Origin of the sequence: Noviherbaspirillum sp. ST9, from assembly GCF_048799745.1 — a bacterium.
Taxonomy (GTDB): Bacteria; Pseudomonadota; Gammaproteobacteria; order Burkholderiales; family Burkholderiaceae_D; genus Noviherbaspirillum.
On the sequence record NZ_JBLWFR010000006.1, the window covers coordinates 395,567 to 410,306 of the forward strand.

14 protein-coding genes are annotated in these 14,740 nt (G+C 62.8%); 4 read left to right on the top strand and 10 right to left on the bottom strand.

Features of this window, described 5'->3' with window-relative positions; translation table 11 throughout:
- Positions 1–18 precede the first annotated feature (18 nt).
- Complete coding sequence (locus tag ACNOHI_RS16200) at positions 19–423, bottom strand: gamma-glutamylcyclotransferase family protein (RefSeq protein WP_420475715.1); 405 nt, start codon at positions 421–423, stop codon at positions 19–21.
- Between the two features lie 114 nt (positions 424–537).
- Between ACNOHI_RS16200 and ACNOHI_RS16205 the strand changes: the two genes are divergently transcribed.
- Positions 538–1,614 carry a 3-deoxy-7-phosphoheptulonate synthase gene (locus ACNOHI_RS16205; RefSeq protein WP_420475716.1) on the top strand — a complete coding sequence of 359 codons (1,077 nt, stop codon included), beginning with the start codon at positions 538–540 and terminating at the stop codon, positions 1,612–1,614.
- Between the two features lie 32 nt (positions 1,615–1,646).
- On the opposite strand, the gene ACNOHI_RS16210 is transcribed toward ACNOHI_RS16205, so the two are convergent.
- The 6 genes from ACNOHI_RS16210 to ACNOHI_RS16235 form a co-directional block, all read right to left on the bottom strand.
- On the bottom strand, positions 1,647–2,171 hold the full coding sequence (locus ACNOHI_RS16210) for a GspH/FimT family pseudopilin (protein ID WP_420475717.1): 525 nt from the start codon (positions 2,169–2,171) through the stop codon (positions 1,647–1,649).
- 15 nt (positions 2,172–2,186) lie between these two features.
- Positions 2,187–5,252, bottom strand: coding sequence for a pilus assembly protein (locus tag ACNOHI_RS16215; protein WP_420475718.1), 3,066 nt, complete (start codon positions 5,250–5,252; stop codon positions 2,187–2,189).
- Between the two features lie 68 nt (positions 5,253–5,320).
- Positions 5,321–5,839 (bottom strand): hypothetical protein, encoded by a 519-nt coding sequence (locus ACNOHI_RS16220; RefSeq protein WP_420475719.1) that lies wholly within the window; start codon positions 5,837–5,839, stop codon positions 5,321–5,323.
- Positions 5,836–7,032 (bottom strand): PilW family protein, encoded by a 1,197-nt coding sequence (locus ACNOHI_RS16225; protein ID WP_420475720.1) that lies wholly within the window; start codon positions 7,030–7,032, stop codon positions 5,836–5,838. The genes ACNOHI_RS16220 and ACNOHI_RS16225 overlap by 4 nt, the downstream gene beginning before the upstream one ends.
- The gene (gene pilV, locus ACNOHI_RS16230) at positions 7,032–7,601 is read right to left on the bottom strand and encodes a type IV pilus modification protein PilV (protein WP_420475721.1); all 570 of its coding nucleotides are present in this window, start codon (positions 7,599–7,601) and stop codon (positions 7,032–7,034) included. Before pilV ends, ACNOHI_RS16225 begins: the two co-directional genes overlap by 1 nt.
- Positions 7,602–7,603: 2 nt before the next feature.
- On the bottom strand, positions 7,604–8,014 hold the full coding sequence (locus tag ACNOHI_RS16235; protein ID WP_420475722.1) for a type IV pilin protein: 411 nt from the start codon (positions 8,012–8,014) through the stop codon (positions 7,604–7,606).
- A gap of 160 nt (positions 8,015–8,174) precedes the next feature.
- Here ACNOHI_RS16235 and ACNOHI_RS16240 point away from each other — a divergent pair, with 160 nt between their 5' ends.
- Positions 8,175–8,885, top strand: a complete 711-nt coding sequence (locus ACNOHI_RS16240) for a c-type cytochrome (RefSeq protein WP_420475723.1) — start codon at positions 8,175–8,177, stop codon at positions 8,883–8,885.
- Complete coding sequence (locus ACNOHI_RS16245) at positions 8,882–10,153, top strand: c-type cytochrome (protein WP_420475724.1); 1,272 nt, start codon at positions 8,882–8,884, stop codon at positions 10,151–10,153. The genes ACNOHI_RS16240 and ACNOHI_RS16245 overlap by 4 nt, the downstream gene beginning before the upstream one ends.
- A gap of 14 nt (positions 10,154–10,167) precedes the next feature.
- Here ACNOHI_RS16245 and ACNOHI_RS16250 read toward each other — a convergent pair whose 3' ends face one another.
- The 3 genes from ACNOHI_RS16250 to uraH (ACNOHI_RS16260) form a co-directional block, all read right to left on the bottom strand.
- A complete protein-coding gene (locus ACNOHI_RS16250; RefSeq protein WP_420475725.1) occupies positions 10,168–12,024 on the bottom strand; it encodes a methyl-accepting chemotaxis protein in 1,857 nt (618 codons plus the stop codon).
- 100 nt (positions 12,025–12,124) lie between these two features.
- The gene (gene uraH / locus ACNOHI_RS16255) at positions 12,125–12,478 is read right to left on the bottom strand and encodes a hydroxyisourate hydrolase (protein WP_420475726.1); all 354 of its coding nucleotides are present in this window, start codon (positions 12,476–12,478) and stop codon (positions 12,125–12,127) included.
- 46 nt (positions 12,479–12,524) lie between these two features.
- A complete protein-coding gene (gene uraH / locus ACNOHI_RS16260) occupies positions 12,525–13,010 on the bottom strand; it encodes a hydroxyisourate hydrolase (protein ID WP_420475727.1) in 486 nt (161 codons plus the stop codon).
- Between the two features lie 596 nt (positions 13,011–13,606).
- On the opposite strand from uraH (ACNOHI_RS16260), the gene ACNOHI_RS16265 reads away from it, so the two are divergent.
- Positions 13,607–14,656, top strand: a complete 1,050-nt coding sequence (locus tag ACNOHI_RS16265; protein ID WP_420475728.1) for a porin — start codon at positions 13,607–13,609, stop codon at positions 14,654–14,656.
- Positions 14,657–14,740 lie beyond the last annotated feature (84 nt).

Genomic DNA, 14,740 nt, shown 5'->3' on the forward strand with positions numbered 1-14,740 from the left:
TACCGGCTCCCAACTGCCTCATTCACCGAGTTTCTCCCGGCAGTAGGAGCCGATGAAGCGCTGCATCTGGAAGGACTCGGGCAGCCATGGCGATCCTGACAACTTCTGCGGCAGGAGGTAGATGTAGGTGCCGGCCTCAACCGATTCCCCGGATTCCAGTACGACCCGGACCATATCGCGCCGGTATTGCGTGCCTTCGAAGGCATCGAGCGCAGCCATGTCCGCAAATGACACGTCGAAGTACAGTACGCCTTCTACGCTCGACCCGGCTGCGGCCACCATGCCCGGATATGTTTCAGCGGCGATCTCGAAGCGCGCATAACCATCGAGTCGGGCCGGGGTGCTGCGGTAATCGCCCCGCACGACGCGCTGCCAGACCTCGGGAAACATCAGGGAGCCGTAGGTGAAAACGTGGAAAGACATGGATCGCCGGAAATTTGAAGTATCCCAAGCATAGCGGCTTTCTCTGCAGCCCGCCGCACCCCGGCCGTGTACAAGCGGTAAACTAGCCGCTTTACCATCGCGCGCCGACCCGCCATGACCACATTCCATATCGAAAACGTTAACGTCTCCTCCTTCGAGACCATGCCCACGCCGGAAGCCTTGCACGCGCAGCTGCCATTGACCGATGCCGCAGGCAATGCCGTGATGCAGGGCCGGGAGGCGCTGCGCAACATCCTCGACCGCAAGGATCCGCGCATGTTCGTCGTGGTCGGCCCGTGCTCCATCCATGACCCGGAGGCAGGCCTCGACTATGCGCGCCGCCTGAAAAAGCTGCAGGAAGAAGTGAAGGACACCATGTTGCTGGTCATGCGGGTCTACTTCGAAAAGCCGCGCACCACCACCGGCTGGAAGGGCTACATCAACGACCCGGACATGGACGACTCCTTCCACATCGAACGCGGCATGGCCAATGCGCGCAGGTTCCTGCTCGATGTGTGCGAACTCGGCCTGCCGACCGCGACCGAGGCGCTCGATCCGATCTCGCCGCAGTACCTCGGCGACCTCATCACCTGGACCGCGATCGGCGCGCGTACCACCGAATCGCAGACGCACCGCGAGATGTCGTCCGGCCTGTCGACGCCGGTCGGCTTCAAGAACGGCACCGACGGCGATATCGGCATCGCGATCAACGCAATCCTGTCGGCCTCGCATCCGCATTCCTTCCTCGGTATCAACGGCCAGGGCAAGGTGTCGATCGTGCGCACCAGCGGCAACCGCTACGGCCATGTGGTGCTGCGTGGCGGTGACGGACGTCCGAACTACGACACGGTGTCGGTGGCGATGGCGGAGCAGGCGTTGCAGAAGGCGAAGCTGCCGGCCAGTATCGTGATCGATTGTTCGCACGCGAACAGCTTCAAGAATCCCGACCTGCAGCCGCTGGTGATGGCCGATGTCGTCAACCAGATTCGCAGCGGCAACAAGTCGCTGGTCGGCGTGATGATTGAATCGAACATCGTCGGCGGCAAGCAGTCGATCCCGGAAGACCTGTCCAAGCTGGTCTATGGCTGCTCGGTCACCGACGGTTGCGTCGGTTGGGGCACGACGGAAAAGATGTTGCGCGACGCCGATGCCATATTGCGAGATGTGTTGCCTGGCCGCGCGGGGCGCTGATTCACACGGTTACGGCGCGCCTGCGGCACACGTCACGAACAGACGCCGGTGTAGGTCTTGGCGGTGGATGTGCGGCCGGTGGCGCTGATATTGACTACGCGCTCCTGGCCGCCGACCGACGGCAGGGCGCGGCACGCGGTAATGGTGGCGACGGTCGCACCGACGCCGGTCGCCTGGAAGGTTAGCGTACTGGCCGTTCCTGTCAGCTTGAACCCTGTCGATGCCGCATTTTGCCGGACGATGACGTCGGTGCCGGCAAGCACGATCCATCCCTCTTCCCAGCTTCCGCCTGTGCACGTTGCGCCGTCAGTCGACACGCACATGGTGACCGCGGCGTTGCGTTTGATCGCTTCGCTGCGGGCCATGTTCGCGCTCGCCACCAGGCTGTTGGCATAGGTGCTCAGCTTGGTACCGAGGGTGGCATTGTTAAAACCGGGAAGGGCAATACCCAGCAGGACTGCCACGACGGCGAGCGTCACCATCAGTTCGACGAGGGTGAAGCCTCGTTGGCCTGCCGGCGCGCTCGCGCTTTCCGCTGTCTGGCAATGATGTCGCATGACGGTGTCTGCCTGTTAATGCTGGATGTACCAGTACACCCTGTTTTTCGTTTGCGTCGAGGTGGCCGGTGTGTTCAGCGACGGTTCGTTTGCCTCGAGCGGAGAGCTGGCCTTTGATCCGATGATGAACGGGACTGTGCGGCCATCGTCCAGCGTCACCTTTCCGCCGACCGGCGAGGGAGGCAGGCCGTCACCGGCAATGCGCTGGGAGCGGGCCGTTCCTTCCGCAGGAGAGGCATCGGTATAACGAATGTTGTACACGTTTGCCTGGCCGAGATTGGCGCTGCAACTCCCCGCGGCGACAACAGCCGGCTTGTGCGTGCTGAAGGTGACCACGCCGATCAGCGTGATTGCCGACGTCACCACCTGTTCGGTGGGGGCGAGCGGCAGGTACCAGCCCTTCTTGCCGGCCAGGTCGGCGGCGGTCGGATTGCCGGTCGCGGGAATGGCGAGCAGCGAGTTCTTGCAGATGATCGACACGCCGCCGCATTTCGCCGCCTCGGCGGTCAGCCAGGCTGCATCGGACGGCTTGTCCTTGAGCATGAAGAAGTAGTTTTGCGTGGCGGAAGCCGATGAATAGCTCAGGAGCGGCTTCTCGCGGTCGCCCGAGCCGGCCATCACGACGTACACGCCGTTATCCTCTTCGACAACGTTGGGGCCGAACATGAACTTGCGATTGGCCGCGCAGCTCGCCGGCGAGTCGCAGCCGAGCGAGGCGATCTTGGTGATCGTCCAGCCTGCCGGTGCCGCCGTACCGATCGTGATGCGATAGACGTTGCCACCGAGGTCTGTCGCGTAGGCGTAGGTCGCCAGGCCGGTGGTCCTGTCGCGGACGATCGTCACGTCGCCCGTAACTGCGCGATCCGTCGGCAGCGAGGCCAGCCAGCTGCCAGTGTCGGCGTCCAGGACGTAGATCCTGTTCCCCATTGCCGGCGATGCACAGGCGTGCGGATCGCTGTCTTCGCAGGTGTCGTAGCCGCCACCCATGATGAGCATCGGTGCGCTACCGGAGCCGTAGCCTGCTGACTTGAGGATCTTGGCCGACGACCATGTCTGGCCCATCCGGTCCAGGTTGGTCGTACAGCCTGCAGTCCCGGTCGGGGACGGGCAGCCGACCTTCCACTTGAGGATGGGATTGGCCGGGTCGGAGACGTTGAAGGAGTACAGCACGCGGCCGCCGCGCCGCATCGTTGCGTACAGCCAGGTATTGGCGCCACTCTGGTAGGCGGTGATGGCACCGTCGAATCCATAGGGTTTCGGGCTGCCGGCGATGGTCGGTGTGCTTACCAGGACGGAATTGTCGCGGATGCGCTTGATGTTGGCATAGGACTCCGGCGCCACGAAGGACCACAATTCCCGGCCGGCCTCGGCACCGCCGATGGACGCCGTCCGGTTGCCGTTGACCGCACGCAGGATACCGTCATTTCCGCCGTAGAACACCACCACCTGGGGCGAGGCATCGCTGCCGTAGTTGATCGCGACCGGGCGGGAGTGCACCACATCGCCGTGCAGGGACGGACGTTTCTCGCTCACGTCGCCATCGTTGTCTTCGTCGCCCAGGTCGACGCCGCGTGCCCAGTTGATCAGCGCGTCGCGCTCGGTCGCACTGGCTGCGCCAAGGGCGGCTTGAGTGATCGCTGCATTGGCTGTGTCGAAGTTCGTCATCGCCGTGCAGGAAGCAAAGCTGGTCGAGCAGGTTTTCACCGTGCGCGTCGCCGCTGCCTGGCGTTGCTTGTAGGCCTGCGCGCCTTTCTCGACAATGTTTCCGTCGGGGGAATTGGAGTTCATGTACTGGTCGGCAGCGCTGCCGGGCGGAATGCACTTGCCCTGGGGCTGGAAGGCCCAGTAGCTGTCGCTGCCTTTGTCGGGTGTCCAGTAGCTGCGCGCGCATTCGGCGATAAAGCCGGTCTGGCTGTTGATGGCCGACGTGTTATCGGCATCCAGCAGACGGAGCGCGTCGCCCGCAAAACCCATCTTGTACTGCTTCAGGTTGCCGGACCAGCGCGGGCGGTCATTCGCATCGGGGCGGAACATGCCGACGAAGACCTGGTTCAGGTAGGTGCCTTGCGTGTTCACGCTGACGGGCAAACTGACGGCGGCGAATACGCTGTTGACGGACTGGATTTCAGAGAGCGCCTTGTTGACCGCTTCCTGCAGCGCCAGGCTGCCGCCGGCCGTGCTGACGGCGGTATAGGCACCGCTGCTGACGGTGGCCATGCTCTTCAGGAGCGCTGTCCAACCGGGACCCTGGCCCGAGGACGCGGGATTCACGTCGATGGTATAGGTCACCACGCTGTAAGGGCTCTGTTTCATGAAACGCGCCCACTCGTCGCTGACATTGACTTGCGAGCCGGCGGGTGAGATCGGAATCTGGGTGGTGCTGCCGCCCGCTGCGCTCAGCATGGATGCCGATTGCGTTAGTGCGGAGGAGTTATCGTTGGATGCGCCGTTACTGATATAGATGATGTAGTTCTTCTGGCATCCGGAAGTCACCGGCGTCACGTAGGTGGTCGCATCCTTCGAACCCAGCGCATTGCCGGCCAGCGCCCAGACGGCGCGGGCCGCGGCAGTGCCGCCGTCCGAATTGGACAGCGCATTGCCGGCGAAGTCGGCCTTGCCCTTGCCATTGCCGCCGTAAGGTGCGCCGCCGGAAAAATAGCGGTAGGCCTCGGCCATGACGAGACTGGAAGCGCCGCCGTTGCCCTTGTCCTTGAGCTTGTCGAGGCTGTTGACCAGCGCCTGGTACTTCGTCTTGTTGGCGCTGTCCATCAGGCGGATTGCCGCGCGCACGTAGCCGCCGTCGGTATTGTTGTTCACGCCACCGGTTTCCGCCGCCAGCATCATGCCGATACGGAATTTGTTGGCCGGCAGATTGGCCAGCGTCGTGGCGAGCGCGGAAATTTCATTTTCAAACGCCAGGTTCCAGTTCGCCGTGTTATCCACAATGAACAGCACATTCGGCACTTCACTGGTACTCGTTGAACTTGCGCCGACGAACAGGTCGATGTCTTCCGCCGGAACGCTCAGGTGGAAACCCAGCAAGGCGGCTGCCGCGGCGATTTTGTGGAGGTTCTTGCTCATGTGCGACTCCCTGGTGCGAGATGTTGCGTCGGTTCTGTCAAATTTCGTTCTTTGCCGGAGGATCGATGTCAGGTCGTCGGGCCCGGGCAGGATGCGCTGGTCTGCAATTGCGGCAGCTGCGAGCGCCGCACGCCCTGATGCACGGTGACAATGGTCGTGCTGCTCCTGGCGTCGCGGACGACAGCCTGGATGTCCCACAAGGTGTTGAAGGTGGGCGGCGCCGATTCGAAGCCTGGTGTTTCGACGTCCGTATAAAAGCCGGTACCGGCGCTTGTCGTTTCCGAAACGTTGTACAGGCAGGTCGGTACGTTTACGTCGACGATGTAATCGGCGGCGTCGTCATTGTCGATGTCGATCGAAATCTGCGTGCTGGAGGGTGTGACCGCGAACGGTCCGCTGATCACCTGTTCGATTGCATTGTTCGCTGCGGCAATGGCCTCGTTCCGCACCTGCATGTTTCCGACGGACTTGAGGTTGGTGGAGTTGAGCGTCAGCGCCGTGGTGACCGTCAGCGTGATCAGTGCCAGCATGATCAGGCCGACGACCAGGGTGGCCCCGCGCTGGCGGAGCAACAGATTCGGTTTCATGGCGTTTCCCTCCTGCCGGCGACGTTCACCAGGCGGACGGTGGTCGAGAATACGTGCCGCTTGTAGTTGTCGTTGAACGGGCCCAGGGTCACGCTCCCGAGGTTGTAGGTCTTGGTATCCGTGTGGCCCTGCGTCTTGTCCTTGCTGCGAGCGAGGACGTACAGCTTGGCCGCAACGGTATTCATGAGTTGATCCGCGGTGCAGGGCGTGCCCGCCGTGCAGCGGACAAAATCGCCGTCCGGGATGCCGTCGCCGCGGTTGTTGGGCAGCGTGTTGAGCGCCGCGGTCGAACTGGCGACGCAGGTCGCGGGGTCAACCATTGCCGGCGCCTGCGTGTAGTTGACGGCGGTATTGAGGTTGCAACGGGTCACCGTGTTGTCGACACCAAACTCGACATTGAATCCCTCGATGCCTTCGATCAGTGCCACGGCAGGCTGATGGGACAAGCTGCCTCCCGCGAGGTCGAACTCCGAACGCACGAGGGTCGGAATGCCGTCACTCGTCGTGTTCGCGAAATTGCGGATCCAGTACATATGGGAGATGTACTTGCGCATGGGCGCAAGCGTGCCGCTGCAGGCCCCCGTCTGCATGTTGAGGTTGGCAAGGATGGAATCGAGGACGAAGTTGGAACCGGCGCCCTGGGTCGGACAGAAGGCGGCCTGGAAGTACATCCTGCCGTTCGAGAACGCGTCGCAGTTGGCCTCGCCGGGAGCGCAGTTCTCCGCGCGGCGGACAACCAGCACGTCGGTGTTTTCCTTCTTGCTCGCGACAACGCCACCGCAACTGCCGGGTGCCGACGGGCTGGCCTGGATGGGAATGCCGGTCAGGGCGATGCGGTCCGCCGGTGTCCAGGTGGCCGGGTCCTGGCAAGGATCCGGCACTGCGGCCGGAATCACCGCGGCCGCCGGCGCCGCCGTCGTGGAGCGATCCTCGATGGCAGGCATATAGGGGCCCCAGAATCCGGCCTGCATGACATCATCACGCAGCAACTGGAGCGCAAAGCGGCCGTTTTCAATCTGGGTGTTCACCCTCTCCAGCTCGTCATTGTTGCGGTTGACATTGACCAGGAGCGACACCAGCGCAACCATCATCATCAGGCTGACCGTGATCGCGACCATCAGTTCGACCAGCGTGAAGCCGGCCTGCCGCGTGACGGCTCCCTCGATGTGGCGGATATCGTTCGTGCGCATCATTAATTCCCTGTGAGCGTGCCGATACTGACGATGGTCGAAATCGTGCGGCGGAAACGTTCGTCGGTGCTGCCCTGGGTGTTCTTGTATTCGCCGGCGCCGCAATCGTTCGCCGGGACGACCGTCGGGCCCATGCCTTGCCAGGCGACGATGACGCGGTAATTGCTGGTTCCGACGACCGGTTCGATGCAGCCGCGGGCACCCGCCATGGCTCCGATGCGGCTGGAGCCCGACGTCTCGGCGGCGCCCTGGAGTGCATTGCTCCACTCGCACACATCGCGTTGCTGGCGGGTCGAGCCCGAGCTGATGCTGCACGTGTGACCGGTGCCAAGCACCGAACCATTGGTGACGTAGCTCGGCAGGGTGGCTGTTTCACGGTTATTGGCCATGCGGCTGGCCATATCGTCTAGCAGCACGAGGGCTTGCGCGCGCTGATAGGCATCCATCTGGGACAACTGAAGCCGCGACTGCATGCCGACCAGTCCAAGCAGACCGAAGGTGAGGATGACAATGGTGACCAGCACCTCGATCATCGAGGTACCGCGCTGCGCCGGATGGAAGGCGGGGCGCATGGCTATTTCCATTTGTCGGCCGGCGTTTTAACGCCAGCGTTGTTCAGCGTGAGCGCGCCATCGTCGGCCTGTGAGCCGGTCGGCGTGAACGTGATGGTGAAAGCGGGCGTGCCGGACGAGGAGACTGCGATGTCGTAGGTATACTTCGCTGACACTTCCGTCGGCAGCGCATAGCCGGCCGACTCGATCTCGGCCTTCGACGCATAGCCGCGCTTGTCCAGGAAATATTGCTGCTGGCGGTTGGCGATATCCATCATCTCCGCCTGGGCTGCCGCGCGTTTGCCGCGCTTGATGTATTGCTGATAACTTGGCACGGCGACCGCAGCCAGGATGGCCACAATGGCAGCGGCAATCATCAGTTCGATCAGCGTGAATCCGCGGCGGTATTTCAGATTTTGCAAGGCTGCGTTCATTTGTTTGTTCCGTCTGGAAAAAATTGCGCATGGGCAATATCTGTAGCATATACGCAAGCGGAATTAGGGCAATTTCTTCCGGACAACTGGTGTTTTTTGCGGAACAAACGGTAACGGGGCAAGCAAGCAGGACTGGACGACCTGGCCTTACAATCGGTGGATGACAGAAAAACAAATCTTTTCCGTATTCTGGCGTTCGGCAGTGATCCTCTTCGCGCTGGCTGCTTCCCTTCCCGCCGCCGCAGCCGATGCCGATATCGCCAAGCGCGTCGCCCCTTGCATGACCTGCCACGGCAAGGAAGGCCGGGCCACCAACGACGGCTATTACCCGCGCATTGCAGGCAAACCCGCCGGCTACCTGTTCAACCAGTTGCGCAACTTCCGCGACGGCCGGCGCGAGCAGTATCCGCTGATGACCTACCTCGTGCAGCACCTGTCCGACGATTACCTGAAAGAGATGGCGGAATATTTCGCTTCCCAGGACTTGCCCTATCCGCCGCCGCAACCGGCGACGGCGTCGCCTGCCGTCCTTGAACGCGGGAAGGCGCTTGCCGTGGACGGCGATGCCTCGCGCAACATTCCCGCCTGCATGGCATGCCATGGCAAGGCACTGACCGGGGTGGCACCGGCATTCCCGGGACTGCTCGGCCTGCCGCGCGACTACCTGCTCGGCCAATTTGGCGCATGGCGCGAAGGCGCACGGCGTGCGACTGCGCCGGATTGCATGGGTGAGGTCACGAACCGGCTTTCGCTGGAAGACATCAACGCCGTTTCCTCCTGGCTCGCCGCGCAGGCTGTTCCCCCGGACGCAAAGCCGGCGGGCAGCCTTCCCGGGAAGCTGCCCATCGAATGCGGAAGCGCGCAGCCATGAAGCGCATCGGACTCTTTCTCCTCGTCCTGCTTGCCGTGGTTGTCGCGGCCATGGCGTATTTCGGGCTGCGCGAGGACCAGGTAACGGCTACTCGTCCAGCAGATGGCGACCTCGTGGCGCGCGGCGCCTACCTTGCACGAGCGGGGGACTGCCAGGCATGCCACACGGCGCGGGGCGGTGCGCCCTTCGGCGGCGGACGCGCAATCAGGACGCCATTCGGCACCTTTCACGCCCCTAACATCACACCCGACAAGGAAACCGGCATCGGCAGCTGGAGCGCCGACGACTTCTGGAACGCGCTCCACAATGGCAAGGGCAAGGACGGCAAACTGCTGTATCCGGTCTTCCCTTACCCCAACTACACACGCGTGACGCGTGCGGATTCCGACGCCATGCATGCCTACTTCATGTCGCTGCCGCCCGTGCGCCTGGTGAACAAGGATCATGCACTGCGTTTCCCGTTCAGCCAGCGCGCGCTGCTTGTCGCATGGCGGGCACTGTATTTCCGTCCGGGCGTCTACACTGCGCAGCCGCAGAAGGATGCGGAATGGAATCGCGGCGCCTATCTCGTCCAAGGCCTGGGCCACTGCAGCGCCTGCCATACGCCGCGCAATGTCCTTGGCGCGACAAGCGACAAACGCGATCTCGGCGGCGGGATGATTCCGATGCTGGGTTGGTACGCCGCGTCGCTCACCGGCGAAAGCGAGGCAGGCCTCGGCAACTGGGAAGTGCAGCACTTGGTTGACCTGATGAAGACGGGCGTTTCGGCGCGCGGTGTGGTCTCCGGTCCCATGTCCGAAGTCGTGCGGGAAAGCCTGCAGCACCTGGCGGACGCGGACCTGCGTGCCATGGCGGTGTATCTGAAATCGTTGCCGCAGGCAGACGTGGCGGCAAAGGAGGTGCACGACACCGCGACGCCGGAAAGCGTGCGGGTCCTCAAGCTGGGCGCGTCACTGTATGAAAAGCATTGCGTGGAATGCCACAAGGCCGCCGGCACAGGCGAACCGCCGCATATTCCGGCGCTCGCCGGCAACCATGCCGTCATGCTTGCCTCGCCGGTGAACCCGATCCGCGCCGTCATGCACGGCGGCTATCCGCCGAGCACGCAAGGCAATCCGCGTCCCTTCGGCATGCCGCCCTTCGGCAATATCCTCACCGACGATGAAGTGGCGGCGGTGGTGTCTTTCGTTCGCAACAACTGGGGTAATCGGGGATCGATGGTGACCGCGCAGCAGGTAAATCCCTACCGCACGGTGCAACTCGACTGATCTGCTCGGCCTTGTCAGGCGAGCATGCGCAGGCCGCCAGTGACCGCCCGGGGTGTCGCAACGGTCTGCACATCGTATTGGCTCAGTTTGAACTGCGCCACGGCGGAAGCCAGCGCGATCGCCTGCTCTTCCAGGCTCTCGGCCGCGGCTGCCGCCTGTTCCACCAGCGCGGCATTCTGCTGCGTCATCTCGTCCATGTGCGTGATGGCGCGATTGGTTTCCTCGATGCCGCCGCTCTGCTCGGCGCTCGCATTGGTGATCTCGTTCATGATCGTCGCCACACGCTGCACCGAATCGACAATCTCCGTCATCGTCGTGCCCGCGGTTTCCACCAGCTGGCTGCCAGCCTCGACCTTGCTGACGGAATCGTTGATCAGCTCCTTGATTTCCTTGGCCGCGTTCGCCGAACGCTGCGCCAGGCTGCGCACTTCGCTGGCGACCACCGCGAAGCCGCGGCCTTGTTCGCCTGCGCGCGCCGCTTCGACCGCGGCATTCAGCGCAAGGATGTTGGTCTGGAAGGCGATGCCGTCGATGACGCCGATGATTTCGACGATCTTGTTCGAGCTCGCCTTGATCGAACTCATCGTATCAACCACTTCGCCGACTACCGTGCCGCCCTTGGCGGCAAGACCGGAAGCCGAGGCAACCAGGTCGTTGGCGTGACGGGCATTGGCCGCGTTTTCCTTCACTGTCGACGTCAGTTCTTCCATCGACGCCGCCGTCTGTTCGAGCGAGCTAGCCTGGGATTCCGTGCGTGAAGACAGGTCGGCATTGCCGCGCGAGATTTCGGCGGTCGAGGTCTGGATCGCGATGCTGCCGTCGCGGATCTGCTGCATGATGCCGTTCACCTTGTCGACGAAGACATTGAAGGCGCCGGCGATGTCGGACAATTCATCATGACCGACTTCGGGAAGGCGGCGTGTGAGGTCGCCGCTGCCGCTGCTGATTTCGTTCATCGCGTCGCGCACTTCGGACAGGCGATGCAGTACTTTGTTGACCGCCGCGCCGATCAGCAGTGCCGCCGCAACGGCCACCAGCAAGATCGCCACGATGGTGGTTTTGAGCACGCCGCGCAGGCCGACGGTCGCCTCATCCTTGTCCAGTGCCACAACCAGGAACCAGTCGGTGCCTTTGATCGGCTTGGCGCGCATCAGCTTGGTCGCGCCACCCAGGCTCAGTTCCAGCAATTCGTCGGTCTGGGCAAGCTTGGGCGCGGTGTCCGTCTTCAGCTCCGGGGCAAGCTCGGAAACGGCCACGCGATTGTATTTTGCGTCCGGGTGCGCGACCACCGTGCCATGCACATCGACGACAAAGCCGATGCTGGCCGGTGTCGGATGGATCGATGTCACGACCTGGCGCACGCCTTCCAGCGAGATTGCCGCTGATACCACGCCCTTCGGGCCGCCCTCGCGCTCGGCCGGGCTCGCAAACGACACCATCGGCTGCTTGGTCTGGAAGTCTTCATAGGGCTTGGTCACCAGCGGCTTGCCGGCGGCCATTGTTTCCTTGTACCAGGGGCGGCTGGTCGCATCGAAACCGCTCGGCGGCGGCGGCGATCCGAACACGGACTTGTCGTCCAGTCCCAGCGTGGCCACCTTGAATCCGCCGGACTTCTGCAACTGCCCCATCGCCGCGAGCGCATCGCCTGTCCTCGCGGTTGCCACCGCCGCCGCAACGGCGCCCTGCTTGGCGGCTACCCATTCGTCGATCGCCATCGCGTGCCCGGTCGCGATGGAATCCAGGTCCTGCTTGATGGTTGTCTTGCCGTTGGCGCTCACGATCAGGTAAATGGCACTGCCGGTGATGGCCAGCGCGCACACGATGATAATGGTGGCGACGATGAGGATGCGGTTGCGTATGGAGGAAAGCATGGGAGTCTCGTGAGATTCTGAAGCGGTGCCGCGCCCCGGATGGATTCCGTGCGGATGAGGGCGGGCCGCCGCGCGTTGGACGGCCCGCGGTGCGGCGAAATCAGCTGCCGCGATAGGTGGTGCAGCTCCACGGTGTCGCGAGCATCGGCACGTGGTAATGCTGTGCCGTGTCGAAGACCGCGAAGCGTACGGGCACCGTATCGATGAAGGCCAGGTCAGGCATCGGCGTGCCAATCTTGGCAAAGAATTCGCGAACGTGGAACACCAGTTCGTACTTGCCTACCTTGGTCTCTTCCGGCTTGAGGATCATCTGGTCGGTCCTGCCGTCGGAATTCGTGTGCACGGTCTTGACGAGCTTGTACTTGCCATCTTCCCAGACCGAAAAATCAATGCGCATGCCTGCGCCCGGCGTACCGGTTGCCGTATTGAGTACGTGCGTTGTAATGCCAGCCATCTTTAACTCCTGATCGTGAATGCGGATATGCGGTGCTGCGCAGGGCTCAGCTGCCGCGATAGTAGGAATAGCTCCACGGCGTGAGCAGGATCGCGATGTGGTAGCGCTGGCCGGGGTCGGCGATCGAGAAGCGGATCGGCACGCTGGTGAGGAATGCCGGGTTCGGCATTTGCGCGCCGATCTTTGCGTAATGTTCTTCTACATGCAGCAGGATCTCATAGCTGCCGCGCGCGAAGTTCTCGCCTTCGAAAAGCGGCTTGTCGGTACGGCCGCCCTTGTTGGCGTTGAACGACTGCACCAGCTTATAGGTATCGCCTTCCAGCCTGGACAGGTCGACACGGATGCCGGCTGCGGGCAATCCGTTCCAGACATCGATGGCATGCATCGTGAGACGGCCGGGACCGGCAGCCTTCGCGGGCTGCGGTGCCGCGGGCGCGGTCTGCGCCAGGGCATCCGTGGTGCCGAGCACCGAGGCGCCGAGGGCAAGCCCCGTGGCGAGGAATTTGCGACGGGGCAGGTCTTGATTACTCATCTAAACGTCCTTTTCTTGGAGCGGATACGCGCCGGCCGGCGCGTAAGTACGGCCGGCACCCGATCCTGTGATTGCAAAAATCTGCGCTAACCGATGCGACTGCCTTGCCAGAAACACAAGCATCCGGCTGACGGCAAATGTCTGTATCGATAAGTACTGCATTAGCAACATACGTGCCGGTGGGAAATAATTTTTGCGTTGAACAGCGCGAAGGGCGCGAGAAAGGAGGCGTCTCGCGCTGTGTAAGCGGGTTGCCGCCGCCGGGAAAGCTTACGCGATTCTTACAATATTTCTCATAATCAAGATTTCCTGTCCGGAAGTCGGGAATGCTTCCTGTCCAGATCAAGTGTTTGATCGACAAACGCGCGGACTTGGATAAATGGCACGCAAGATGCTTTGAGGAAATTTGCCGATGTCCCAGCAAGTCTTTCAGCGGTTGGAAGCATCGGCATTCATTTAACCAGCAAGGGTAGCTCCGGGACGACATTCAGGTCCGACAGCAAGCATGACGTTGCACCGTGCATCGACGCATCACCCGATGGCGGCCATCCACGCACGCATACCACTTCCGCTTTATCTATCAGGGATTTACTTCAATGAAAAAACTGCCTCTCGCATTCGCGATGCTGGCTGCATTCGCAGGTTCCGCAGCAGCGCAATCCAACGTCACGATCTACGGTCTCATCGATGGCGGCGTCGAGCATCAGAGCGGCGGTGCAGCCGGCTCCGTCACCAAGGTTACGAGCGGCGTGCAGAATGCGTCCCGCATCGGTTTCAAGGGCACCGAGGACCTCGGCGGCGGTCTGTCCGCCCTGTTCACGCTGGAGAACGGCTTTGCACTGGATACCGGCGCGGCACTGCAAGGCGGCGCGCTGTTCGGCCGCCAGGCATTCGTCGGCCTGAAGGGCGGCTTCGGCACCGTCACCCTCGGCCGTCAGTACACCCCGATCTTTACCTCGCTGTGCGGCGTCATTGACCCGTTCGCTTGCGGCCTGGCCGGCAATGCCGCCAACCTGATGTCGCAAGGCGGTACCGCGGCCACCGGCGGCGGCCCGCGTACCAACAACGCGATCAAGTACGCCGCACCGGTGATCTCCGGCGTGCTCGCCGAAGTGACCTATGGTCTCGGCGAGACCGCGGGCGATACCTCGGCCCTGCGCACCCTCGGCGGCCAGGTCGGCTACGCGGCCGGCCCGCTCGTCGTCCGCCTGGCCCACAACAACGTCAACAACGCGACCGCGACAGCCCGCTCCCGCGTGACCACGCTGGGCGCCAAGTACGACTTCGGCATGGCTGCCGTGCATTTCGCGTATGCGGTCAACAAGAATGCCGTCGCCGGCAACACCAACGTGGCGCAGGCAGATACGCGTGACGTGATGCTCGGCGTGAGCGCGCCGGTCGGCAACGGTACCGTGCTGGCATCGTACATTCGCAAGTCGGACCAGACCGCGGTCGGCAACGATGCGAACCAGTTCGCGCTCGGCTACACCTATGCCTTGTCCAAGCGCACGAACCTGTACACCTCGTTCGCGCGTATCGACAACACCGTGGCGAACAACGCCGTCGGTTTCTACACGGCAGGCAATGCCACCGACGCGGGCAGCGGTGATCGCTCGTTCAACGTCGGCGTGCGCCATACGTTCTAAGTACGGCTGACGCAGTCTGATGGTGCGGGGGACGCGTTCTCCCGCACCATTTCTCCTCCGTATTCTTCCCCGCGCTTTGGCCCG